Here is a 23,298-nt window from a genome sequence, read left to right as displayed (position 1 = left end):
GACAGCGGCGGCACGCTAATCATGAGCCAGCCCGCAGGGCGGCAAGACACTACACGAGCCCGTGCCGACCGGCACCCTGGACGCTACGGCTGCAGACCGAGCGCCTGCGGTCGATTCAACAAGTCAGGCACTCCCGACGGCCTCGACGACGAAGAATAGGAAGCTGGTTTTGGTCGAGAGGTCATGGAAGCCGTTGGGGAACAGTTCACGGGCGGCCGGGTCGGGCTGCGGCTCGCTGATGACGGAAAGACGGAAGCCGGCGGTGGTGAAGGCATCAGTCATCGCGTGCAACGGCCTGCGCCAGAACCTCATCGGGACGGACTGCCCGTTGAACGTCCAGTCGAAGGTATAGCTGGTGGTCGCAAAGTAGTCAGGCCGAGGATCCTGGATCGTGTAGGCCACGAAAGGGTGGTCCACCGACGCGATCAGCCGGCCGCCGGGCCTGAGCACTCGCCGTATCTCGGCCAGCGTCGGCCCCCAGTCCTCCAGGTAGTGCAGCACCAGCGATGCGACCACGTCGTCGAACGCACCGTCGGCGAACGGCAGACGGTCGCTCAGGTCGACCACGTGCAGGTCCGCGTCGTCACCCAGCCGCCGCCTGGCCAGCGCCAGCATCCCGGCGCTGGCGTCGATGCCTGTGACGAGCGCACCGCGGTCGCGCAGTGCAGCGGACAGGGAGCCTGAGCCACAGCCGGCGTCCAGGATCCGACGGTCGGCCACGTCTCCGGCGAGGGCTACCATCCCGGGCCGCTCGTAGTACGCGTTCACGAGGTTGTTCTCGGTCTCCGCCGAGTACGCCTCGGCGAAGCTGTCGTAGTCATTCACCCGGGCCGGATCTGCAGACTGGACGAGACTCTCGGGCACATCGGTTACTCGGTCCATCGTCGCAGCCTAGTAGTCACATGATCCGCCGGGCAGCACTAAGGATCCGGCGTCCTCCGCGACCAGGCGGACTGAGGTTCACGCGGCTTCGCCCCTTGAACCTGTGTCGGCGTGTCGACGACGGCGGGCTAGGACTCCGGCTCGCGGTTCAGCTGGCTCCAGGTATAGTGAGGGTTGAACATCTTACTCAGGCACAGGGGCCCCGCCAGTTTCTGGCGGGGCCCCTGTTCTTCGTACGCTAGGCCACCTCTAGCTGGGGTTTGCCGCTCGCGGGGGGAACGGACACGTACGACGGCATCTTCAAGTTGGGCAGCTCTCCCGCCTTGATGCTCTTCAGCGTGTGCCGGAACGCGGCTTCCATGTCCTCAGGGGTCGCGTATTTCGCAACCAGGGGGTGGAGGCGGTAGCTGTTGCCTCGCCGGCCATCGTTCCGTGGCCGGAGGACGATATTGAGGTCGCACAGAGGCGCCATCAGGTTGCTGACTGCCTGCGGGGTGATGTTGTACTCCCTCGCCATGTCCTTCTGGCGCACCGGCAGGTGGCCGCCGAAGTCGGAGCGGTGGATCAGGTACTGGAGAAACTTGACCGCCGCTCCGGAGATCGGCAGCGCCCAGATGCGCTCCGAGCAAATTGGAGACATGACCTCAGCCATCAGTACGCCCTCCTTGTCTCGCCCCCGGACAGCTGTGTACCCGGCGTATCACCCGGTGCGCTCCTGCCTGCTGTACGCGTCCTGGCCAAAGTCGAACTCCTCTTGATGTGGGGTCTCGGGACCGATGGCGTACGGGAAGGCTGTCGGGTCGTGTTCGTGCTCGTCTGCGATCTCAGCGAGGACGTCGTGCTGGGCTGTGCTGTTGCCCTGGAACCACAGCGTGGGGTTGAGGCGGACCTTGCCGTTTCCGACGCGTTCCACCCATTTGTAGCCGCAGAGGGCCTTGATGGAGCGGTTCACGGTGGATCTGGTGATCTTCTTGCCGCTCTTCTTCTGGGCTGCAAGACGGTTCAGGCCGTCGGTGATCTCCTGCTGGGTGTACTGAGCGATTCCGGTGCCGGGGACTTGTCCGCCTGCAACGAACAGGAAGACGCACAGCTGTGACTTCGTGATGGAGTTGGCGACGGCCAGCTGGGCTAGCAGTTGGGTGAACCAGTTGCTGGCGAGGCTGTAGCCGGCGTTGCCCGCCATGTTGTGGACACCGCGTGCGTCGCTCTCGTACTCAAAGGTGACCCCTTTGAGCTTACGGCGCCCGCGGGGGTCGTCTGTCTGGGCGACCTCGCCGAGCTGCCTTCCGAGGACGTTGAGAATGTCGTCGAACGCGGCGTCGTCAGTCGCGTGGGACGGAACGATGCGTGGCCTGCCGGTTCGTCGTCGGGCTGGTGGATCTGATGTCACATGGACCTCCTCTTACTCAGGCGGTCCTGACACTATCCGAAAAGTCAAGCAGGGCTTGTCTTTTTGCGCCGGGGCGCGCCGGACCAACGCCCTTCGGGGAGCTGCGAGTCCACCACGCACAGAGAATCAACTACTGCTTGATTTTTCGCGTGCTGCGACGCCATAACTCAAGCAGAGGTTGATTTACGTTGTCGCCATCGTGGCACATCCTGTCGCTCCCCCGAGGTCTACAGGGCCGCCGTCAGCGCACCCCCGGAATCTCCTGACCTGCGGCAATGCGCGACGCGCACCGCGGTATCAAGAATCAAGCACTGCTTGTTTTATCAGGCCGAATGTGATCGCGCCATTAACATCTTGGGCGTCGAAACGTGTCCTGGCCGACAACATCCGTCCGGCGAAACTGCAGGTCAGCACCTGCGCTGGGCCGAGGAGCTCTTGTAATAGAAGACCTGCCTGCACCTATGGCGTTGCGTCACACCTGCACGTGTATTACCCGTCTCACTGCCGGATGTATCTGAACGTCCGTATATGCGCGTGGTTCTGTCTTCAGGCGGGCCGGACACAAGGCATCCGCACAGGTCCGACTCGCACGATGCCGGCGAGGGACGGCAGTAGGGGCCAGTCTCTGACCAGGGTGAGCCGTGTGAGCGAGTCGGGCCCGCTTGCCCAGGAAGGGCGCTCTGCGCCCGACCGGTGCGCGGCCGACGTCAGGAGGCAGCGCAGGGCATGTGGGGGGGATGGTCCAGCGCATCCAAGGCGCTGGCGAGGGAGTCTGAGGGGCGAGTAGCCCCTCGGCACGGCCGGTCCAGCGCGGCCTAGGCGCTGGCGGGGTTCCGGGGCTGGCCCCGGCGGGGTCCAGGGGCAGCGCCCCTGGCCACGGTCCGAGCTTAACCACGAGCAAGAGCATCTGAAGGAGCCTGTCGGTCAGATATTAGGGATGCACACCTGCTCTCCCCCCATTGTGCGGGCTCGGAGCCCTCCGACCTCCCGGGAGGCTGCCAGGTGGCGAGGCACGCGGCTGGACTAGGAGATCGTCTACGGTGCCGACGCCTTGGCTTTGGGTGATCCAGCCCTCCAGCAGGCACTGGATCACCTGACGGGCGAGCATCTGGTATTCCTCGGGGCATTGTTCGGCTTTCGACAGCACGCGGAGCGGGCGAGTGTGGCAGTACAAGGCGAGCAGCTCGCTAACCAGCGGAGAGAAGGGCTGCGTAATGCCGCCGAGTTCCTGGCAGGCCCGGGGCTGCTCTGCCGACGCCTTGACCGGCGTCACTGCGGAGTTCCTGAAGCGACTGAAGAGCATGACGACCTCCTGGTTCAGGCTGCGGCACTGGTCGGGCGCAGCCAGGAGTCCATGGGGTGGGCCGGGCCCAAAACCGGCGTGAAGACAGGCTCGAAGGGGCCGCGGTTGCGGAGCTGTTCCAGGGTGGTGGCCCCGGCCCGGAGTGGCGTGTTGGTGAGCACAGGGTCACTTGCGGCGAGACTGCGCAGATCCGCGATGCGCCGGGCCAGGCGAGGCTCGGAGGCGCCGGTGAGAACCATGAGCAGGCGTGGAAAGGCCGGGTACCGGTAACGCCAGGCTGGCGTCGTGGCGGTTCGCCGTACGGACTTGGAGCCACGGGCGGCCGCCGGTTGCGGGGTGAACTCATGGTAGACGGCGTAGGCGTGCAGCTTCTGCGCGAGGCGAGCGACGGTCATCTGGGTCCGGTCGACCTCGATGAAGAATGTGAGCAGGGTGCGCTGCTTGGCCTTGTTATCGGTGTGGACGTAGTTGAGGACGGCGTCCGGGACGAGGCTGAGTTCCTCGCCGGGTCGGGAATCGTCGCGGTAGTAGTGCGCGGTCTCGGGTGACCAATCGAGCGGGCCGCATTCGTGGCCGAGACGCCGGGCCCAGTCGACGAACGCCAGGCCCGTCTCCACGGTGGCGAGGGTGTGTTCCTGCAGCGGGCCGAGGGCCGCTTCCGGGCTCATGCGGTACGGGCGCTGCGGTAGCAGGCCGACCGATTCGACGGCGTGGGCGCCCTTCTCGGTGAGCCACCACAGCAGTTCGGTCTGACCGGAGATGCGTCGGCCGACAGTGTCGGCCAGGCCTGTCTCGCGCAGTGTGTGGAGCTGGCGGCGCAGGTACTCGGTGCGGGTGTGGTGGGGGGTGATGAGCTGGTGCAGCTGCCGTGTGGAGACCAGTCGGTGCTGGTAAAGGACCTGGGTTGCCTGCTGGGCGATTCGTCCGAGCCCGGTAGGACCGGTGTGCGGGTACGGCATCGCGGTGCTCTCCGTTTCAGTCGATGAGGGTGGTGGGATCGCCGGAGCCGTTCGGGCCAGGCCGGCGGCCGGTGTGGTGGGCGAGGACGACCGCGTTCAGGTCCTCGAGCTCGGCGAGGATCTCGCTGACGCTGCGACGCCGGAGGTTGGTGTCGATCGCCTTGTCCAGCTCGGGCACGCCGTCCGGGTTGTCGTAGTGGGCGAAGAGTTCCTCTACCGGCAGGCCGCGGACCCGGAACGGCTTGGTCGGCTTCCCGTTCAGGTTGATCGACATCACGTAGTGGTATTTCGGGAGCTCGGTGATGGTCTCGGCGGTGACGTGGCCGTTCCATCTCCTGGCAACGAAGGCGGCCTCGTCGAAGTCGGCAGCGCAGGTGGACAGCAGGGACTGGTTCTGCAGCAGGGACTGCCGGGTGATCGCGCTCAGTCGCAGTGCCATCTGCGTCATGCCGATGAACCTGACCTCGTACTTGCGCAGCTGCTCGGCGATGGCAGCGAGGAAGCCTTTGCTGGAGGCGTCCAGGGCGGTGAGCTCATCGCCCCAGGCCCAGAAGGTGGCGCGCTGCTCGCGCGGGGTGTCCTGCCGGGACAGGCCGGCGCGGTGCAGATCGTGAATGAGCAGGCAGCTGACCAGCGCGTCGCTTTCGCTGCCAGACGGGCAGACGAATACGACGCGGGCGGTGTCCATCGCCTTCCTGATGTCGTACGCGGAACGCGGGCTGCCGAAGAAGGCCTGCAGCGACTGCGAGGTGTCGAGCCGGTCCACGACGTACGTGACGGTCGGCACCGCATCCGAGGCCAACCGGGGAAAGGTCTTCTCCCAGTAGTCCCGCACCCGCTGCGGCAGTTTGGGCAGCAGAGCCTCGCGCCAGTCCTCATCGGTCAGCCAGGTCCGCAGCTGGAAGAGGGTGCACTGGGCGTCCGGCTCGCCGGCCTTGACGGCCTGCAGGTTGAGCAGAGCCAGGGCCTGGGCCGCGCGGGCGAGGATCGTACGGGCGCGCGGTGCGTTGTCGCCCCAGTCCTGGGCGGCAGCGATGCCCTCGGTCACTGAGCGGACGACGTCCTGGACGTCGCTGAGGGTCCGGTCTTCCATGGACAGCGGATTCCAGGAGACGACCAGCTGGTCCGGGGCCGACTTGGCCAGGTTGATCTCCCACACACGTGCGGCGATCTGGGGGTGGGCCAGGTACGGCTTCGCCCGGGCCCAGCCTTCGCCGTGCGGGTCCAGGAACCAGGTGCCGTACCCGGAGTGCGCCATCGCGATGCACTGCACCAGCGCGGCCTCGGTCTTGCCGTGGCCGGACTTGCCCAGCTGCAGGCCGAAGAGCAGGTCTTTCACCCGGGCCGCGCCGATTCGCTCGCGTCCGTCGGAGTAGATGACGGCGCCGAGCGGCACCAGGTCCCGCTGGCCGGTGTAGACGGGCAGGTCCGAGGGCGCCGGCGGGACCAGGCCGCCGGAGCGCACCACGCTGGAGGCATGGCACTTGACCGTGGGCGGCTTGAGGAAGCCTGCGAGCTCGGGCACGGTCATCCACTGCCGCTTGCGGGGGGCGAACTCTCCGGTGGAGAACCGCTTGTCAAAGGAGGCAATCCGCCAGCGGGTGCGTGGCCGGCGAGGCTTGAGGTAATTCTCGCCGGAGGTGGCGGCGAAGGCGGCGAGCAGCTGGTTCATGCGGGCCAGGGCGGCCTGCGGGTGGCTGGCCTCGGTCCGCAGCAGCAGCTGCACGGCGAACACCGCGCCGGCCGCCGGGTCGAACTTGCCGACCCCGTCGCGCAGGTCGGTCATACGGGGCAGCCGCTCCCCGCGGCCGTTGGCCGTCTTGCCGCCGGACCAGGCTGCGGTGACCGAGCCCCACGCCCCTCCCCCGGCCAGGCCGCCGGTCAGGCGCTCGCCATACGCGGAGGGGCCGCGGCGCTTGGACCGTGCGAGCAGCCGACGTCGGCGGCGGGCGAGCAGACGTTCGCGGATGGGGACCAGGTCGAGGACGACGTCGGCCCGCTCTCCGGCCTCGGTGCGTACCGAGGCCATGGCGGCTGCCAGCTGCTGGAGCGGGTCGGGAGTGAGGCCGAGGGAGGCGAGCGGCTTCTGGTCGGGCAGGGCCAGGGTCAGCTCGACGCGCTGCACGTAGCGGGCCGGCCGCGGGCCGATGGCGGGCTTGGTGAAATCGACGGTGGCGGTCACTTCGCCCCCTCGCGCTGCGTGGGGAAGCGGACCGGCTGGATGTCCTTCTGGGCGCGCTGGGCACGGACTTCGACCTCGGCGAAGCCTGGCATAGCAAGGACGGCGGCCGCGGTGGCCGGGCCCCCGAGGAAGCAGCGCATCTTGCCGTCCTCGGCGCTGTAGCGCAGCCGGGCGGCCGAGCCGCGGGCCGGGACGCTGCCAGCGGCGTGGTGGACCCGGCCGAGCTGGCGCGCCCACCGGCCAACTTCACCTTCACTCGGGTCGAATGTGCTGGTAGGGACAACTTCGACGAGGACACGGTCGGCAAGGGCGGCCCGTACGAGACGGGCGCGCCGCCAAGCCACCCAAACCCAGATGGTGAGGAGGACGGATGAGGCGGCGGCCGAGTACGGGGCGGTGACCCAGTCGCCGGCACCGACGAGCACCTGGCCGCCCGGCAGGTCGGCAATGTTCATGCTGGGCGCTGAGCATTCGTACGGAGCGGTGCGGTGTCCTGCACGGTGGCCTCCTGGTCTATGCGGGGAAAACTCCCTTCACCTGGACCAAGTCAGGCCGGAAGACCGATTCAGACACCGACCGCGAGACATTGCTTTCCTTTTACGTAAGGCTCTTGTCACATGCTGGACCGACGGCCGCCCCAGCTGCCCGCGCCGACCGGAGTCGTGGTCCGAGTCGGCGGCCGCTGCGCCGGCTTCCGCTCCGGTAGCGGCGCGGCGGAACGTCGGCAGGTTGGCCGCGATCCCGCTGGATTAGTGGCCAGCGCCTGGATCCGCTCGTCGAAGTCCGGGTCAGGGCAGAGGGAGATCGAGGTCATCGTCTACAAAGCCGACTGCCGCTGGCACGTACGCCATCACGGCGTTGACGTGTTCCGGCATCGCGGACCGGTCCTTCTTCCCCGGGCGCCGTTGTGCGCCCTCTGCCGCCATGGCGTTCGTGGGTAGCCGTTCGTGCCATCTATGAGCGTGTGATTTAACGTCTGCTTCGAGGGTCGGCCAGCTGGGTGGGAGATCCATCGACGCATCGTCACTCTTTGGGGGCCACCCCGAGGTCATGGCGCATCTCGGTCCTCAAGGCCCGGAGCAGGTCCCAGATCTCCGCCTGGACCCGGACGGCCGTGGCCATCGTCTCCCCAGGTTCGGGCTCTTCTCGCTCAAGGCGTTTGACCTGGCCGTAGACCTTGTTCAGGGCTTTGTTAACCTCACTCGCACGTACGAGCACGTCGTCAGGGGCGATCATCTGCGCTTCGGAGTGACTGTCGCGATGGGCTCTTTTTGCGTCATCGAGTGCCTTCCTGTCGTTCTCCTCAACACTGCGTTCTCGCATGACATGCAGATGCTGGTTGAGCGCCGTGGTGAACTGACGTGCATCCCGATTGAGCTCCACGTAGCAAGTGCGTCGGAGAAGTAGGTTCTCGCGGACCTCCTCGTGGTCCCGAACCAGCTCTATCTCCCGACGTTTTGCCCGTTCAGAGGCACGTTGGGTAAGGAACGATCCCCCCAGTGTTCCAGCCACACCTGCCACCGCGATGATCACAGAGCCGAGCTCCACAGCACCCCCTCGAAGCCGTTTGCAGTCCAATCACCGCTGACGGCTGACCGGCTGTCAAGCGCCCAGATCGCTGGTGCTGCTCGTCCTGACGAACATCGAGGCCACTACCGACAATTGATCTCTACCGCAGGTAGCCCACGATCAGCACAAGCACCGCGGAACAGCGTCACCGGGCCGGGATCGGCTGAGTGAGGTTCACCGGGTTGCCGTCGGGGTCCTGGATGTGGGCGACGCGCTGTCCCCACGGCATGTCGTTGGGGCCGCTGCGGACCGAGCCGCCCAGCGCCTCCACCCGGCCGAGCGTCTCGTCGACGTCGTCGACACCGATGCTGAGCAGGATCCGCGGTGCCGCCCCAGTCCCCGGGTTCGCCTTGGCCACCAGCCCGAGGTCGGTGTCGCCGATGCGCAAGCCGAGGTAGAAGGCCGGGCCTTCCGCCGGTACCCGGAAGATCTCCTCAGCGCCGAACAATTTCGTATAGAAGCCGAGCAGAACGTCCTGGTCGGCAGTCACGATCACTGGCTGGATGGTGGACATGGCACTCCTGTCGAGAACGGTCGTGTCGCTGGGTAGACCGTTCGAGGACAGTGAACTCATCGGCAAAACCACCCCGCCGGACGATCTACAACACAGGCTGCCGCCCACGACCAGCACGAGCACCCCGAAACGAGGGCACGCCACCCCGCTGACCAGCCACTTCAGATGGCGGAGCTTCACTCAGGTGCCGTCATGTGACTCGTCGAGCCGCCAGCAAGGGGCCGAGATGCGCGACCTCGGTGACTTCAACGACGCGTCCAGGACGTGGCGCGTGCACGACCAGGCCGTCTCCGATGAACATGGACACGTGCTCGGGCCGAGCAGCGCTGCCCCTGGTGAAGAGCAGGTCGCCTGGTTGAAGTGCGTTGGTCGGCACCGTGCGTCCATCGTTGACCTGGGTGTACGTGGTGCGCGAGATCTCGATGCCGGCCACGCCGTACGCGCGCTGCATCAGGGAGGAGCAGTCGCACCGGTCGCGCGGTTTGCTGCCGTGGGGGTCGGTGCAGGTGCCGCCCCACTGGTAGGGGGTGCCGAGCTGGCCGAGAGCCCAGCGGATCGCGGCGCGTGCGGCCGGCGGGGCGCCGGCTGGGATCACGTAGCCGTCCGGGAGCTGTCCTGGGGAAATGGTGCCGTAGTCGCTGCCGGCCTGGGTGACGCAGCCACCGGCTGGCAGGCCGCCGGCGGGTGCCGGGCCGGCGGCCGCAGCCCCGAGAGTTGGTGCGATGGCCTGCTGAAGGGCGGTTGCCAGCGATTCATGCTTGGCATAGGCATTGGGGCGTCCCGACTTCTGCACTTTCTGGGCTGCGACGGTGACTGGCATCTGTTCCCACCCGTCCACGGACTTCAGCGCCTTGTAGAACTTTGTGCTGGCGTACACGGGATCGAGGATCTGCTGGCGGGTGCCCCAGCCCTGGGATGGCCGCTGCTGGAACAGTCCGAGGGAGTCGCGGTCGCCGTGGGCGATGTTGCGTAATCCCGATTCCTGGAGCGCGGTGGCCAGCGCGATGACCTGTCCCCGGGCCGAGATCTTCATCTGGACGCCGGTCGCCACAACCACTTTCGCGTTGGGGACCTGTTCCGCGGGTGAGGGCAGGCCAGGCACTTTAATCTCCGTGGTGCTGCCGGCGAGGATGGCTTCCACCTGCCGGGACACCTGCGCGGTGTCCACATCCGGCTCTGAAGTCCCCCCGGTTGTGCAAAGAGCACGGGCCCGTGCGGCAGCCTCGGCGTCCTGCTCGGCGATGGCCAGGACATGCGCGGCGATCGCCGACATCAGGATGACCGCAAGCACCATCAGCCCGGATCCGCCGGCCAGCCATTTCTTGCACTTGGTCACGAGCCGCCCCGTGGCGGGGTGCGTCGGGTGCCGCGGTCCAGGCGTTGCCGCAGCTGCTGCTGGCGCGGAGAGACCGCAGGTGGGGGCGGGGCCGGATGACGTGGCCTGTGCCGTTGACCGGCGCGCTGGTTGGCGACGGTGCGCGGCCCGCTACCGCCTTGGGTGTTGGTCCTTCGCGCGGGCTGGGTCCCGGGGCGATGGGTCGGGCGCGGTGGCGGACCAGGTCGTGGCGCGCGGGTGGGACGCGGCGGCATCGTCGGCCGAGGTGAGGTGGTGCGGTGGGCCTGCGGCTGCGCGCTGCCCGGGCTGCCGGGGCGCGGTGCTGGACGGCCGGCCGGGCGGGCCGGAGACCGTCGGCGGCCCCGGCGGCGCCCGTAGTGGATGCGGGACATCAAGGCGGTGGCGCCGACAGTTCTTGGCATTGCGTAGCCGATCGCGGCGAGGGGGTTGCCCTGAGCGAGTGAGACCCCGACCATCCCGGTTCGCACCAGGCCGCGAGCGGCAGCGCGGGCGATGCGGGGACGTTTGGCGACCGCTTCAGAGGCCGGTGGGGTGAAGGCGCTGCCATTCGTGCCGCCGATACGGCTGCTCGACATCTTCGCGCGGAAGTTGGCTGCGGCCTGTTTGGACCGTGCGGCGAGTTGCTTGCGCTTCTTTACGGCTGCGATGCACACGATGTCGACGCACAGGAATCGCAGGGTGAGTTCACGGCCCCAGTCCTGTTGCACTGGGTCAAGGACAGCCTGGATCACGACGATGAAGGCCGCGAGCGCGATCACACTGGTGAGCATCTGCCCGAGTGAGCGCAGCACGGAGGCTGCCCAGTCCCACAGGAACGCGCGGCCTGCGCCGGGGATGGTGCCGACTACGAGGGCCGGTTCACCGCGAATCGCGTCCCATGCAATGCGGCATTGCGCTATGAGGAATCCTCCGGCCAGGCCAGCGATGAGGACGGTGACGATGACGGCCGCGACAAGGAGGAAGAGGCCGCCGCCGAGCTTGTCCAGGGACGCCTGCTTCGCTGCTGTCACGTCGCCGGGGACACACTTCTTCTCGAAGCCCCCCATGGGGTCAGGGCCGAAGTGTTCAACCACCCACTGAGTGGCCATCTCGACATGTGTGTTGTGCAAGGTCGAAACGCTGCCGGTGGGGTCGATGTAGTCGGCCATGCCGGTGAAGGCCTTCTTGAGCGTCTCTGTTCGGGCCGAGACTGCGCGGTCGAAAGCAAGCTGGGAGATCTTGGCTTCGGAATACTCGGCCGCGCACTTTCCCTCAAAGACGCGGCCGTACTGCAGCAGCATGGCCGGCTTCACCACGAAGGCGTCGGTCAGCGCGTCGGTCAACGGCCGCTCCAGACTGCTGGACGAGGCTTCGGTGGTCACGCCGTTGTCGGCCTGAGTGCCTGCAGGGTTGGCGTCCAGGATGACGTCGGCGACCTCCAGGGAGAGACCTCGGGCCATCGCGATCGCTCCGTCCTCCTCCCCCATCAGCGTCTGCGGGGGCGAGGCGAGCAGCGTGGTGGTCAGCGCGGCAAGCACGAGCGAGAGTGCCGCGTCGCCCCAGCCCTTGGCCTTGTCACCGAAGAAGATCCGGGCGACGCAGATGACCGCGCACACCGAGAGGAAGAGCGAGGGGAGCCCCATCTCCAGGACCACGCGGGTGTGCAGGGAGGTGGCCACCGACAGCACCGGCGTCAGCAAGAGCTTGGCGAGGCCGAAGGACAGCGACCAGCCGATCAGCCAGCAGGCGAACGCGATCAACCATTTCGTGATCATGAAGTTCAGCTCGGTGAGCAGGTTCTGGATGCCCAGGTCCCAGTCGAGCAGGCCGCCGGTATCGGACTTCACGGTGTAGGCGCTGATCGGCAGCCCACTCTTGTCGGTGACGTTGAAGACCCCCAGCACGCCACCCTCGTCAGGAAGGAGCTTGCGCAGCCGTTCCTTGTGCTGCTCGAGCAACTCCTCCTGCGCGGCTTTGGAAACTTGCTCCGCTTGCTCGTGCAGAATCTCCTCGATCTTCTCGATCTCTTCCGGCGTCGGGGTGCGCTGGCCGCCCGCCGCCGGGACACTGGGCGATGGGCCCGGGGTGGGTTCCGCGTACGCGGGCAGCGAAGTGAGCAGCGTGAACGTCGTAGCGGTGAGCGCGGCGATGAACAGCGCCAGGCGCAGCCGTGCGACGCCCAGCATGCGCAGCCGCATCCGCCAATTCAGAAACAGCGTGGTCATGCGGCGGCCCGGTAGTCGCTGGGAGTGGTGTGGATGACGCGCATCACGGCCGGGTCGAAGGGGATCAGCACCTTCATCAGGCCGATGCGGCCGCCGAGATCGCGGTAGAGGCACTCCCCCGCGCGGGCCACCTTCTCTTCTTCCGGCAGGTCGATCGGTGACAGGCCGGCGGTGACCAGATCCAGCAGGTCGGCGTCGGTGGCATCAACGCCGAGGAACTCCAGGCCCCGAGCGGCCAGAGACCGTGTGGTCTGGCGGAACAGGAGGCGGTGCGGGATGAGACCGCGGATGATGGCGCCCTTCTCGCTGTCGGCAGGCCCGATGTCGTAGGGGTCGTGCGATCCGACATACGCGGCCGAGTTGTGCTTACGGCCGTCCCGCATGAGCTCGAGCAGCAGCTCCAGGCCCTCATCACTGGAGGTGAGCCACCAGCACTCGTCGAAGACGGCGACGCCGAACTCGGCCTTCTCCTTCATGACCGTCTCGCGCGCCACGGCGGCGATCAGGTACATCAAAGAGCGGCCGAGTACCTTCTCGAACTCCAGGCGCTCGATGCGGTGCTCACTGGCCAGTTCGCTCTTCTTCGGCAGGGCCAGGGAGTTGACGAGGAAGACGACGGAGTCAGCGCGGCGGGTGTCGACGACCGGCAGCGTCTCGTCGAATACCACCGCAGCGAGGTCCTTGCGCGCCACGGCCTTGAGCTTGCGGGCCAGGTTGCGTGCGGCGGTGTCCTCACCGCCGCGGGTGGTGAGTTCGTCGACCAGGGCGCGCATGGAGGGGGCCGGCTGTTCCAGGACGGCCTGGACCGCCTCGGACAGCGCGACTCCTTCCAGGTCCATGGGCTTCACGCCGAGCAGCAGCGTCAGGAAGGACTCGCAGAAGCGGGCCGCGACCTTGGGGCTGTCCTTGACGTACAGGCGCAGCGGGTCGAGGGAGACCTCGGCCGTCTGGTCGATGCGGATGACCTGGGTGGTGCCGGGACAGGCCTTGGCGAAGCGCGCCCACTCCTCTTCCTTGGTGCGGTCGACGATCACGGCGCGGCCGCGGGAGCCCGGCTTGCCGGGCTGGTGGCCGCGGGCGAGCACGTTGTAGACCGCTGACTTCAGCCCCACGGACTTGCCGGCGCCGAGCTCGCCGATGAACGCCATGCTCGCTGAGGCGTTTTCGCGGGGGCCGCGGGCGGGGTCGACCATGACCGGTCGGGCGCCGCCGGAGGCGAGCTGCAGGCCGAACAGTGCGCCGCGCTCATCTCCGAGCTGGGAGCCGCACCAGGGCATGGCCATCGCGAAATCGCGGGCCAGCAGGTACTGGGCGTACCCGGTCATCACCCGCGGGGTGCGGCATCCGGGGAGCATGGCGTGCCACAGGCTGGTCTGCTCCCCCACGGGGCGGGCGAAGGTGTAGTCGGTGGCGCCGAAGTCACCCGCGAGGGCAGCGGCTCGGTCCTGGGCGTCGTCCGGGTTGGTGCCCCAGACGGCGAGGGTGACCATGGCGCGGATCTCGACCTCGCGCGCCGACGCGGTGAGCCGGTCGCGGTATTCGTCGTTGTCGGCCTCGTTCTTCGCGAGTGCGGCGGGCGGGCCGGCCGGGTCGCCCATGTATTCCGCGGCCTGGGCCTTCAAGTGGCGGGCGCGCTTGCGTGTCTTGGCCTCGGCCTTGGCTCCCTGGGTGATGACCAGGCGGGCGGTCCAGTCGACCGGGTAGGCCAGATCGTCCAGCTGCTGCAGGTACGCCGCCCCGGGCAGGGCGAAGGCCTCCGGCATCTCCGAGAGGGCGAGCAAGGCCTGGTAGGAGTCGCCCCACTCGCTGGACACCTGCAGGAAGCGCCGCTCGAAGGGGTTGCCCGGGGCGCCCCGTCGCTCGTTGAAGTCGGCGCCGCCCTCGGCGAGGAGTACATCTCCCAGAGCTGCGACGGTGCGGCCGCGGCCGCGCACGGCCGGCTCGGTGCCGTCGGGCAGGAACGGCTCCGCAAGTCCCCGGCGCGCGCTGTGGCCGTAGATCCACAGGATTTCGGCCTCGGTGGCCGGCCGCATCGTCACGCCCGTAGGCCACTGGGCGTGCATCCGTTTGGCCTGCTCGGTGCGCGCGGCGATCTCGCCGGCGGTGATGGGGACGGGCATCAGCCCGAGCTGCAGGGCGACTTCGGCTTTGGCCGCGGCGAAGGCCGACAGGGCGGCGTCCTTGCGGGACAGCGGCGGGAGCGGGATCGCCAGCCAGTCGGTGCGGCCGGTCAGCTCCATGTTCTCGAGCTGGTCCAGCACCGCGTGGCCGAGCCGCTCGTAGCGCGGCGACTTCTTCAGGTCGACGTCGGCCACCATGGCGCGGACCACGGCGATCGGGTCGACCTGCGGGCACAGCGACATCAGCATTGGCTCGCCCGTGAGGGACTTGAACAGCGATTCCAGCGCCTGAAGGCGGCGCTTCTTCGCGGTCGCCGGGGCGTGGCTGTAGTTGGCGGCGGCCACGCGCCAGATGGCCCAGGTGGTGCCGTGGGTGGTGAACACCAGGTTGTTGGCGACGTGCCGGATCGGCAGGCGCATCTCACTCCTCCAGGTCAGTTGGTGGCGGATGCAGCGCGGCGGGCGAGCAGGGCCTGCACGCCGGACGCCACGGGGGCGTCGGCAGCTGCGGGAGGGGCGGGTGTGGCCGGTGCCCGACGGGGCGCTGGCCGGGCCGGCCGCGCGGTGCGGGCAGCAGGGGCGGCGAGGGCCGGCCGTATCGCAGCCGGGGCTGTGTCGGGGGCGGTCGGTTCGCCGTCGCTGGCAACGCGGATGAGGGTGTCGCCGCGGGCGGGGCGGGCCGGGCGGAAGGGACGGCCGTGGAGCCGTCCCCACCGCGGGCCGGTCATCATCACAGCGACACTGACCAGAGCGGCGGCCGGGTTGCGGCCGTCGATGTGCAGGTGCCGCAGCAGGAAGGCGGCGGCGAACGGGCAGCCAAGCAACACCGCCACGTCCATCAGCCCGTGCCCGCCCCACACGGCCCGGGTCAGGATCAGTGCCACGAAGGTAACCACGATCGCGGCGAGCTGGGTGAGCGTGTACGGGCCGCCCGGCAGGCGGATTCCGCGGCCGCCGTTGACGTCCCGGATCACGCCGTGGACCAGCGGGGCACGCCGGGCCTTGGTGTAGCAACGCCCGATCAGGTCGTTGTCGGCTTCGGCCGCTTCGACCAGGTGCGTGGTCACTGGTCGCCACCCATCGGGGCGCCGCCTCCGCCGTCGTACTGGGTGATGTCCTCGGTGGTCTTGTCTTTGAGGGTGTCCATGTTCGCGGAGCCACCCCAGACGATCGCCGCGAAGATGACGGCCATGATCGTCGGACCGGGCGCCTTGGTCTTGACCCCGACGATGACGACGAACGCCCCGCACAGGACGGGGATGGCAACGTTGAAGATCAGGTCCTTGATGTCGTTGCCGAGGCCGGTACCGGTCTGGATCCAGCCGGCGGCGAGCGTGACGGTTTCATGCATGAGACGGCTCCTTGTTCAGGGGTGTGGCTGTGGGCGCGGTGGAGGCAGTTGTCCCGGGGCCAGGCGTGCCGGACGTAACGGGCCCAGGGGCGGGGGCGCCGTCGAGGCTGGCGATCTCCCACCGCCCGGCCCGGGCTTTGAGAGTCAGTGCGTAGGTGAGCGGGACGCGGACCTCGTCGTGGCCGGTGGCGCGCAGTGCGACCAGCAGCCGGAGCGTGGTGCCGTTGTCGGGCACGGTGGTCACCGGCTCGGTGCCCTTCTCGCCCTCGATGGCGAGGGTGTCGATGGCGATGCCCGTGTAGGGGGCCGGAGCGACCGGAGCGAGCTTCGTTCCAGGGGCGAGGTAGCGGTCGAGCTCGCCGGCGCCGGTGAGGTAGGCGTTCAGAAACTCGGTGACGGCCTGCGTGCGCGGGTCTGCGGGAAGCGCCGGCCGCATCGGCCCGTAGACGAGCGCAGGGGCCTTGATCCGCTCAGGGGCGGAGACTTCGGCCGGCATGGCCAGAGCCGTGTAGCCGCTCGCCCCGCCGGCCGCGGGCGCGGTGGCGACGGGGACCTGGAAGTACCGCACGGCCTGGGCGGCCGTTGCCGTGGCGTTGTCCTTGTTGTCGGGGCGGTCGTCGCCGGACGGCTGGGCGGAAGGCCCGGTGTCGGTGATGCGGGCGGCCACCGTCACCGACCAGACGCCGCGGTGTGTCTGCCGCAGCCGCACGACGGTGAGCTGCTCGCCGCGCCGCCGGTCCGGATCACCATCGAGGCGGAGGCTGGTCGCTGCTGGGTAGTAGGCGGCGAGCTTGTCCTGGTCGCCTTCCCCGGCTGAGATGAAGGCGGCGACAAAGAGCTGAGCGAAGCCAGCTGCGCCCTGGGCGCCGGTGGCGGCCGGGGCGGTGGGGGCCGCCCTCTTCTGCACAGGTCCTGCCTGTGCCGGCACCGACAGGTAGGCGGCAGCTCCCAGTAGCGGGCCGAGGACGAGCAGCCCCCAGGCTGCCCAGCGGAACGCGGCGGAGGTGTTCGCCTGGGCACCGGTCGACCAGCCGCCCACATGCTGCGGTCCCTCGTCGATGTCCCAGTCTTGCGGCTCGGTGTCCGCCGGCTGCGCGGGAGCGCTCTTGGCCGGGCGGCGGGTCCACGCGGACTTCATGCCGCACCCCCCACAGGCAGCAGGGTGTGGCCGACGAGTTCGGCGATCCGCCGGCGCAGTTCGGCCTCCGGGCGCTGCTGCAGAGCCTCGAGCGAGGCGAGGACGTCATTGACGTCGTCCGCGAGAAAGGCCCGCAGCCGGTCATGGGTTCGGGTGTCGAAGGGCTGCGAGACCAGGGCGGCGCCCAGCTGGATCAGCAGACGCTGGGCGCGGGTGACGCGCTCTTCGTGGGCATCCAGGGGAGCCTTGACGGTCTGGGGCATACGGATCTCCTGTCGTGGCAGCGAGCGGACGGTGGCCGGGGGAGAAGTCGGGGTCATGCCGCGGGCCTCAGCTGGAGCGAGGCCGTGAGGCGGGCCACGGCGCGCGAGCGGCGGCGCTGCCACGCGCCGGCCGTCGTACCGCCGCGGGCGGCGGCCGCGGCGTCCGATACGGGGTCGGTGGTGTAGTGCCAGGTGATGGCGCGGCCGTCGGCGGGCGAGAGGGTGCCGGTTTCCATCGCGTCCAGGACCAGCTCGAGCAGCTCCAGGCGGGCACTGGTGGCTTCCGCCTCGCCGACCGGTCCGGCAGTCGTCAGGCCGACGGCGGCCGCGGCAGTGCGGACCGCCCACGCCACGGCCCTCTCGGCCGGGCCGGGCTCGCTGTCGGCCAGGTCCTCAGCGGCGGCCAGATCCTCGCCGCGCTCTTCGCGGTCGGCGGCGAGCTCGGCGCAGACATAACGCAGAGTGTCCAATGCGAGGTTCGCGGCGGGTCGGCCGGGCCGGGTGTGGATCAGGCCCGAGCGCGCCACTTCGAAGAGAGCCACGACGGTCATGTGGCCGATGTCGTCGAAGGAGCGGCCGCCGAAGGGGCGGACCTGGCCGCGGGTCATCCGGACGGCGGCCGGGATCATCGCCTGGACGACGATGCGGGCGGCGAGGGTGGCCGATCGGTCATGGCCGGCCGCACGAAGCAGCAGGGCACGCAGGACAGCATCGGTCAGCCCGTCGGTCAGGCCACCACTGCCGGGCCTGAGCGCGGCGAGCAGCTGCGCGGGGCCGAGGGTGCGCACCCAGGAATCGGTCACGCCATCGGCCACGGCCGCGACGTCGTCGGCCAGCCGATCGGTCACCAGCCAGTCGGCCACGGCGGCCTGGACGTCGGCGTCAGCGCACAGCGCTGCCCACTCCGCATCCAGGCGGTGAAAGATCCCGCCGGCGGTGTGGGCGGGGTGCTGTACGTAGAGCACGGCACGTCTCCTTTCGGATCTCGTGCCGTGAACTCTCCTCAGACCGGCTTGCCCGAAGGCTTGCCCAGCGCCCTAAAAGAGCAGGTGGTGGGCTTGCCCCTGTACCGGGCAAGCCTTTGGTGACCGATTGGGCAAGCCCGCCGCGGGGCGGGCAAGCCTGCTGTGACCGGTCGATGCAACTCCCGGCAAACCTCTATGAGGGGTGGGCAAGCCTGTTGTCGGCGGGGCGAAGTCAGGGAGGCGGGAGGGGTAGATCGGTCACGGGGCAGGCGTGGCCGATGGGCGGCGGATCGGTCATGACCGATGACCGACGAGGGCGGGACCGGCCATCGGTCACGAGCCAGCCGGATCGGCCACGCGTGGCCATCGGCCATCGGTCACGACCGTCGGCCACCCTACGGACCGGTCACGGCCGGCGGGCCCGGACATGACGGTGGCCGATGACCAGGGTCGGTCATCGGCCACTGCCGGAAGGAGGTCGGTCAGCTCCGCACGGACCGGAGGTGTGCGCGGCCTTGCTGCCGGCGATGCTCCTCCAGGTACTCGACTGCGGCGTTCACGCGCCGTTGTCCTGTCTTCGGCGACAGGCCGAGGCGGCGGGCGGCTTCAGCGCCGGAGAGCTTCTCTCCAGCTTCCTCCGCCTCAACGAGCCACTCGGCGACGGTCACAATCTGTTGCTGTATGGGGTCCAGGTCCGGCTCGTCGGCCTGCTGCTCGGGCAGCCTCGCGGTCGCCGCTCCGGGGTCCGTGACGGTGGACTCCCAGACGGTCGGTTCGCCGGAAGCAGGCTCCGCCAGCCGAGCGGAGGGAAGATTCAGGGACGTCTGCTCCGGCACTCCCCCGCCAGCCCTGTGCTCGTCAACCACCGCGGCCGTCGGCGCTGGCACCGGCTCACGGACGTACGGCTCGGCGTCGACCGGGACCGGCGGCGCGGCGAAGGTCTGCGGTGTGGACGGCTCGAAGAACGGGTGCGGTTCGGCGACGGCCTGGCGTTCAACGAGCTCGGCCGGGCTGGGGCGGAGGCCGGCCTCGTGGGCCGCGGCCGAGCGGTCATCGGCCACCGGCTCCGCAGCGGCCTGGCCGGCCTGGGTAGCGTCCTGCGGCAGGGTGGCCGGCTCGGTATTCAGCAGTTGGGTCTCGCTGTGACGGTCCTCGTGCCCGGCAGGTTCACTCTGGCTGGCGTCCAGCGCCCGCTGGTGTGCGCCGGCCGCCGGTTCGGCTGCGGCCTGGTCGTCGGCGCGCTCCACGGTCACGGCGGTGCTCAGGTCCAGTCCGGCCTCTTCCAGGACATGCGGGGCGGTCTGGGCGAGCGGCACACCGTACCGGGCGAGCCGCAGCGGCATGAGCGCCTCCACGGGTGCCTTGCGGTGCCAGCGGCGCCCGTACTGCGCCTGCAGCTGCGCCTCGTAGACGAGGCGGTGCTGCTCCAGCTTCATCGCCTGTTCGTAGGAGCGGATCTCCCAGAGCTTCATGCGCCGCCAGAGCAGGAAGGTCGGCAGCGGGGAGAGTAGCCAGCGGGTGAGGCGCACGCCTTCCATGTGCTTGTCGGCGGTGATGTCGGCGATCCGCCCGATTGCGTGGCGGGCGGCCTCCACCGCGACGACGAACAGGACCGGGATGACGGCATGCATGCCGACGCCGAGAGGGTCTGGCCAGGAGGCGGCGCCGTTGAACGCGATCGTGGCCGCGGTCAAAAGCCAGGCCGTCTGCCGCAGAAGCGGGAACGGGATCCGCAACCACGTCAGCAGCAGATCCAGGGCGAGGAGCACGCAGATGCCGGCGTCGATGCCAATGGGGAAGACGAGCGAAAAGTCGCCGAAGCCCTTCTTCTCCGCGAGCTCGCGGACGGCTGCGTAGGAGCCTGCAAACCCGATTGCGGCGATGATGACCGCGCCAGCGACGACGACTCCGATGAGGATCCGGTGCGTTCGGGTGAGCAGGACTGGTGAGTTGCCCTTGGTCATGCCCCGCCCCTCCAGCATCTGCGTCATCTTGTTCACACTCTCACGATGGGTCACCCGTGCTACTCGTTCGACGAAGTACGTCGCGCATCGTCAGCGATAGTGATCACTGGGTGGGGTGGATCGGGCAAGGGGCGTGGCAGCAGGGGCACCTTGACGGGCCGGTGCTCAGGGGCCATGGCGTTGTGCCTCGGCTGGGGGCGAGTTTTACCGCGTAAAAGCCAGGGCTGTGCCACCTGCCTCTGACCGCCCTGCGGCCAGACTTTTACGCGGTAAAACCGCGAGAGCCTCACAGGGCCTCGAGCAGACCCTGGGCAATCTTCTGAACTGCTTCGGCTGGGCAACGCTGCAAGATGGCAGCCGTGACGGCTTCGGGGTCCGTCCAATCGACCGGAGCGCCCGGCTGATCAGGTGCCAGCAGCTCGACGCGGGGTTCCGGGACGCTCTGGTGCGCCGTTGGCGCTGCTGTGCTCGGCGACGTCTCTGGCGGGGGCAATGTTGGGGTTGGAGCTGCTGAAGTGGGGGAGTGCTGCAGTTGTTGCTTCTTGTTCGCAGCGGCGGCGCGGCCCCTCACTGGCTTCGGCTTGCGCGCCTGCTCAGCTGCGCGCTCTGCCATCTTGGCTTCGACGAAAGCCGTCTGCTCCTCACGGGGGAGAGTGCCCGCCTTACGCGCGATCGCGATAGGCACCTCCTTGGCTGCGACGCGCTCCTGGATCGGCTCTGGCAGTTTGAGGAGCGCGCGCCGGGTGGAGATCCAAGAGTCGTTGACCGCCCCGCCGAGCACCGTTACGACTGCGGCAGCACTGCCGTGGAAGGCCACCAGGGCTTCGATGGCCTCGGCTTCTTCGATCGGCGTCAGGTCCTTTCGGAAGTGATTCGCGCTGAGGGCCGCAGCGAGGAGGTCTTCCCGGGTGCCTGCCGACGAGTCGTCGACCGTGATGCGCAGGTCGATGCCAGCTTTGCGCGCTGCCCTGAGTCGGCAGTGGCCGTCGACGACGACGTACTCGTGGTCAGTGGGAACAGCCTCTTGGTGCTCAGGGTGCGCAACAAGGAAGGCCAGGCGAGTCATGACGGTAGCCGTCTGGATCTGCCCGACTTCCCGCATATTCCGAGCCAGGCTGTCCAGATACTCCTCGTCGAACTCCCGCCTGGGGTTCTCCGGGTTCTCGGCGACGAGGTCGGGCGAAACGGAAGCCGGGGGAGCGCCCACTACGGAGTCGATGATCTGTCCGCGAGTGCTGCGGGGTGCTCGGGCGGAGCCGAATGCAGCGCTGGGCCCGGTGCGCTCGGCCGCAGTCTTTCGACGTTCGGGACTCAAGAGAAGATCTCCTTGACGATCTGCCGCATAACGCGTGACTGGGCGCATGACGGGTCATAGGCGAGCAGCGGCCGGCGTGCACGCGCGGCTTCCCGCTGCTCCTTACGTCGGGGGATGACTCCTATGACGCGGGGTTCTCCGAGTGCGTACCACTCGCTGAGGGAGCTGGTGACGACGTGTCCGTCGCGGGCGTCGTAGAGGTTGACCACGAGTCCGAGGTAGGTGGTCTTGATTCGCCAGTCGATCATGCCGTCGTCGATCTGCTCGACGAGCATGGTGTAGGCGTCGGCTGACGAGTCCTCCGCCTGCACCACGATGACGATCCCGGACTGTCCTTCCCGCTCGCCGTCCCGCTCCCGGCCGTAATGGATCGCGGCATCCATCGCCATGCCCAGGCTCGGAGGGCAGTCGATGATGATCACGTCGTAGTGAGCCTCAAGGGGTTCGAGGGCGTGCTCGAGGGTTGCTTGCCTATTTCGGGCAGTCGAGATCATGACGTCCAGCAGGAAGGCGTCCTGGCAGGAAGGCAGGAGATCCAGGCGGCCGCCGAAGCGCTCGTCTTCCACGGGAACGATGAGGTCATGGATGTCACCGGTGATCTGCCGAGACATGTACTTCGCAAGGCTGGGGCCGTTCGCGGGGAGCTGCTTGACGCCAAGCTGCTTGCTCAGGTGGCCCTGCGGGTCATAGTCCACGAGCAGCACCCGCAGCTGCGGGGCCTCATACGCATCATCTGCCTCAACGGGCGCCGGCGCTCCGGACTCAGACTCTCGCTCCACTAGGAGCGCAGCAAGGCGGGCAAGTTCGGCGTCACCAGGAAAGGCTCCGCCGGCAAGGCGGGCGAGTTCGGCCTCCTCGGCGAAGGCGCCTCCAAGGCCGGCCGTGACCGCTGTCTTCCCTACACCTCCTTTCTGGTTGCAGACGATGAGGCGGCGGGTTGTGCGCTCGAGCGGCTGATGACGGGGAGAGGGGTGTGCGGTCAGCCAGAGGGTCACGGCCTGCGCGAGCCCCTGCACGTAGGGGATACCTCTGTCGCTGCACTCCGCCTTGAACTGCGCAAGGCTCGCTTCCTTCAGCCAGGTCGCGAACGGCGGTGCTCCCGCTGTGTCGACCTGCGGAACCAACCCGTGCGGGGCGGCCTTCCACTCGCTCATTGCGTCGGCCACAGCGTCTTGGATGTCCACGCGGAGTTCTGCCGCGCGGATCTTGAGATCGGCTTTCAGGGACGCTGGCAGCTTGAAGGTAACCTTCTGCCTGTCCCCTTGATCGTCTGAGGGCAACATGGGGAGAGCTTACTTACCTCGACGTGGTTAGGGGAAGTTGACGCGCCGCTGTACGCCCCCCTGAGAGCCTGCGGCAGCTCCCGCCATCCCTTCATACCGGCCGTGGCGAGATCGGCCGCGTGAACCCCTGTTCTGGGGGCCGGTTTTCGGCGACTTGCGAATCTTGTGGCTGTTCACGGGCCTGGGCAGACTTCACCAGGACGAAAATCTGGGGAGGGCGGCGCGGCGACTGACCGCGGGCGGATCCAGGCTGACCGCACGGTAGATGGAGCCGGACGGTCCCGCTGTGTCCGTAGTCAGTTTGGTGTTGCGGTTCAGGTGTCCAAGCCGATCGGACGCCCTGTCAGGAAGAACCATCGTTTCAGCCGGTTGGCCTGGGTACGACACGATGGGCAAGCGGGGTGACCACTACCCTCGCGCTTTCATGAGCGTGCTCGTCCATGCCTTGATCAAATAAGCGGAGAGTGCTCCTGACCTGCAACGATGGGACTTGTCTAGGGTCCTGTTGGCTGCACGGAAAGAAGCACTCTCCAGGTGAG

The 23,298-nt window shown here is 68.4% G+C and carries 19 protein-coding genes; all 19 read right to left on the bottom strand.

Going from position 1 to position 23,298, the window contains the following annotated elements:
* Positions 1–123: 123 nt before the first annotated feature.
* Positions 124–882 (bottom strand): methyltransferase domain-containing protein, encoded by a 759-nt coding sequence (locus ACTWQE_RS27515; RefSeq protein WP_443331755.1) that lies wholly within the window; start codon positions 880–882, stop codon positions 124–126.
* Between the two features lie 238 nt (positions 883–1,120).
* A complete protein-coding gene (locus tag ACTWQE_RS27510; protein ID WP_443331754.1) occupies positions 1,121–1,534 on the bottom strand; it encodes a hypothetical protein in 414 nt (137 codons plus the stop codon).
* A gap of 48 nt (positions 1,535–1,582) precedes the next feature.
* Entirely contained in the window at positions 1,583–2,272 is a 690-nt protein-coding gene (locus ACTWQE_RS27505; protein ID WP_443331753.1) for a hypothetical protein, read from the bottom strand.
* A gap of 1,317 nt (positions 2,273–3,589) precedes the next feature.
* Positions 3,590–4,534 (bottom strand): replication-relaxation family protein, encoded by a 945-nt coding sequence (locus ACTWQE_RS27500; RefSeq protein WP_443331752.1) that lies wholly within the window; start codon positions 4,532–4,534, stop codon positions 3,590–3,592.
* A 16-nt stretch (positions 4,535–4,550) separates the two neighbouring features.
* Complete coding sequence (locus ACTWQE_RS27495; RefSeq protein ID WP_443331751.1) at positions 4,551–6,716, bottom strand: ATP/GTP-binding protein; 2,166 nt, start codon at positions 6,714–6,716, stop codon at positions 4,551–4,553.
* The gene (locus tag ACTWQE_RS27490) at positions 6,713–7,171 is read right to left on the bottom strand and encodes a hypothetical protein (protein ID WP_443331750.1); all 459 of its coding nucleotides are present in this window, start codon (positions 7,169–7,171) and stop codon (positions 6,713–6,715) included. The genes ACTWQE_RS27495 and ACTWQE_RS27490 overlap by 4 nt, the downstream gene beginning before the upstream one ends.
* A gap of 568 nt (positions 7,172–7,739) precedes the next feature.
* Complete coding sequence (locus ACTWQE_RS27485; protein WP_443331749.1) at positions 7,740–8,249, bottom strand: hypothetical protein; 510 nt, start codon at positions 8,247–8,249, stop codon at positions 7,740–7,742.
* Between the two features lie 181 nt (positions 8,250–8,430).
* Positions 8,431–8,799, bottom strand: a complete 369-nt coding sequence (locus ACTWQE_RS27480) for a VOC family protein (RefSeq protein WP_411059734.1) — start codon at positions 8,797–8,799, stop codon at positions 8,431–8,433.
* 190 nt (positions 8,800–8,989) lie between these two features.
* Positions 8,990–10,072, bottom strand: coding sequence for a C40 family peptidase (locus tag ACTWQE_RS27475; protein WP_443331757.1), 1,083 nt, complete (start codon positions 10,070–10,072; stop codon positions 8,990–8,992).
* Positions 10,073–10,131: 59 nt separating this feature from the next.
* Positions 10,132–12,474: a hypothetical protein gene (locus tag ACTWQE_RS27470; protein WP_443331748.1), complete on the bottom strand. Its 2,343-nt coding sequence runs from the start codon at positions 12,472–12,474 to the stop codon at positions 10,132–10,134.
* Positions 12,357–14,900, bottom strand: a complete 2,544-nt coding sequence (locus tag ACTWQE_RS27465; RefSeq protein WP_443331747.1) for an ATP-binding protein — start codon at positions 14,898–14,900, stop codon at positions 12,357–12,359. The genes ACTWQE_RS27470 and ACTWQE_RS27465 overlap by 118 nt, the downstream gene beginning before the upstream one ends.
* A 14-nt stretch (positions 14,901–14,914) precedes the next feature.
* Positions 14,915–15,547 carry a hypothetical protein gene (locus ACTWQE_RS27460; RefSeq protein ID WP_443331746.1) on the bottom strand — a complete coding sequence of 211 codons (633 nt, stop codon included), beginning with the start codon at positions 15,545–15,547 and terminating at the stop codon, positions 14,915–14,917.
* The gene (locus ACTWQE_RS27455; protein WP_443331745.1) at positions 15,544–15,831 is read right to left on the bottom strand and encodes a hypothetical protein; all 288 of its coding nucleotides are present in this window, start codon (positions 15,829–15,831) and stop codon (positions 15,544–15,546) included. The genes ACTWQE_RS27460 and ACTWQE_RS27455 overlap by 4 nt, the downstream gene beginning before the upstream one ends.
* Positions 15,824–16,969 carry a conjugal transfer protein gene (locus ACTWQE_RS27450; protein ID WP_443331744.1) on the bottom strand — a complete coding sequence of 382 codons (1,146 nt, stop codon included), beginning with the start codon at positions 16,967–16,969 and terminating at the stop codon, positions 15,824–15,826. Before ACTWQE_RS27450 ends, ACTWQE_RS27455 begins: the two co-directional genes overlap by 8 nt.
* Positions 16,966–17,232 (bottom strand): hypothetical protein, encoded by a 267-nt coding sequence (locus ACTWQE_RS27445; RefSeq protein WP_443331743.1) that lies wholly within the window; start codon positions 17,230–17,232, stop codon positions 16,966–16,968. The genes ACTWQE_RS27450 and ACTWQE_RS27445 overlap by 4 nt, the downstream gene beginning before the upstream one ends.
* A 53-nt stretch (positions 17,233–17,285) precedes the next feature.
* Positions 17,286–18,197, bottom strand: coding sequence for a hypothetical protein (locus ACTWQE_RS27440; RefSeq protein ID WP_443331742.1), 912 nt, complete (start codon positions 18,195–18,197; stop codon positions 17,286–17,288).
* Between the two features lie 482 nt (positions 18,198–18,679).
* Positions 18,680–20,188, bottom strand: a complete 1,509-nt coding sequence (locus ACTWQE_RS27435) for a DUF2637 domain-containing protein (protein ID WP_443331756.1) — start codon at positions 20,186–20,188, stop codon at positions 18,680–18,682.
* A gap of 259 nt (positions 20,189–20,447) precedes the next feature.
* On the bottom strand, positions 20,448–21,476 hold the full coding sequence (locus ACTWQE_RS27430) for a ParB/RepB/Spo0J family partition protein (protein WP_443331741.1): 1,029 nt from the start codon (positions 21,474–21,476) through the stop codon (positions 20,448–20,450).
* On the bottom strand, positions 21,473–22,759 hold the full coding sequence (locus ACTWQE_RS27425; RefSeq protein WP_443331740.1) for a ParA family protein: 1,287 nt from the start codon (positions 22,757–22,759) through the stop codon (positions 21,473–21,475). Before ACTWQE_RS27425 ends, ACTWQE_RS27430 begins: the two co-directional genes overlap by 4 nt.
* Positions 22,760–23,298: the final 539 nt, after the last annotated feature.

Source organism: Streptomyces sp. 8N706, assembly GCF_052245415.1.
GTDB lineage: Bacteria > Actinomycetota > Actinomycetes > Streptomycetales > Streptomycetaceae > Streptomyces.
Note: the sequence above shows the minus strand (reverse complement) of the source record. Positions and strands in the feature narration are given on the sequence as shown.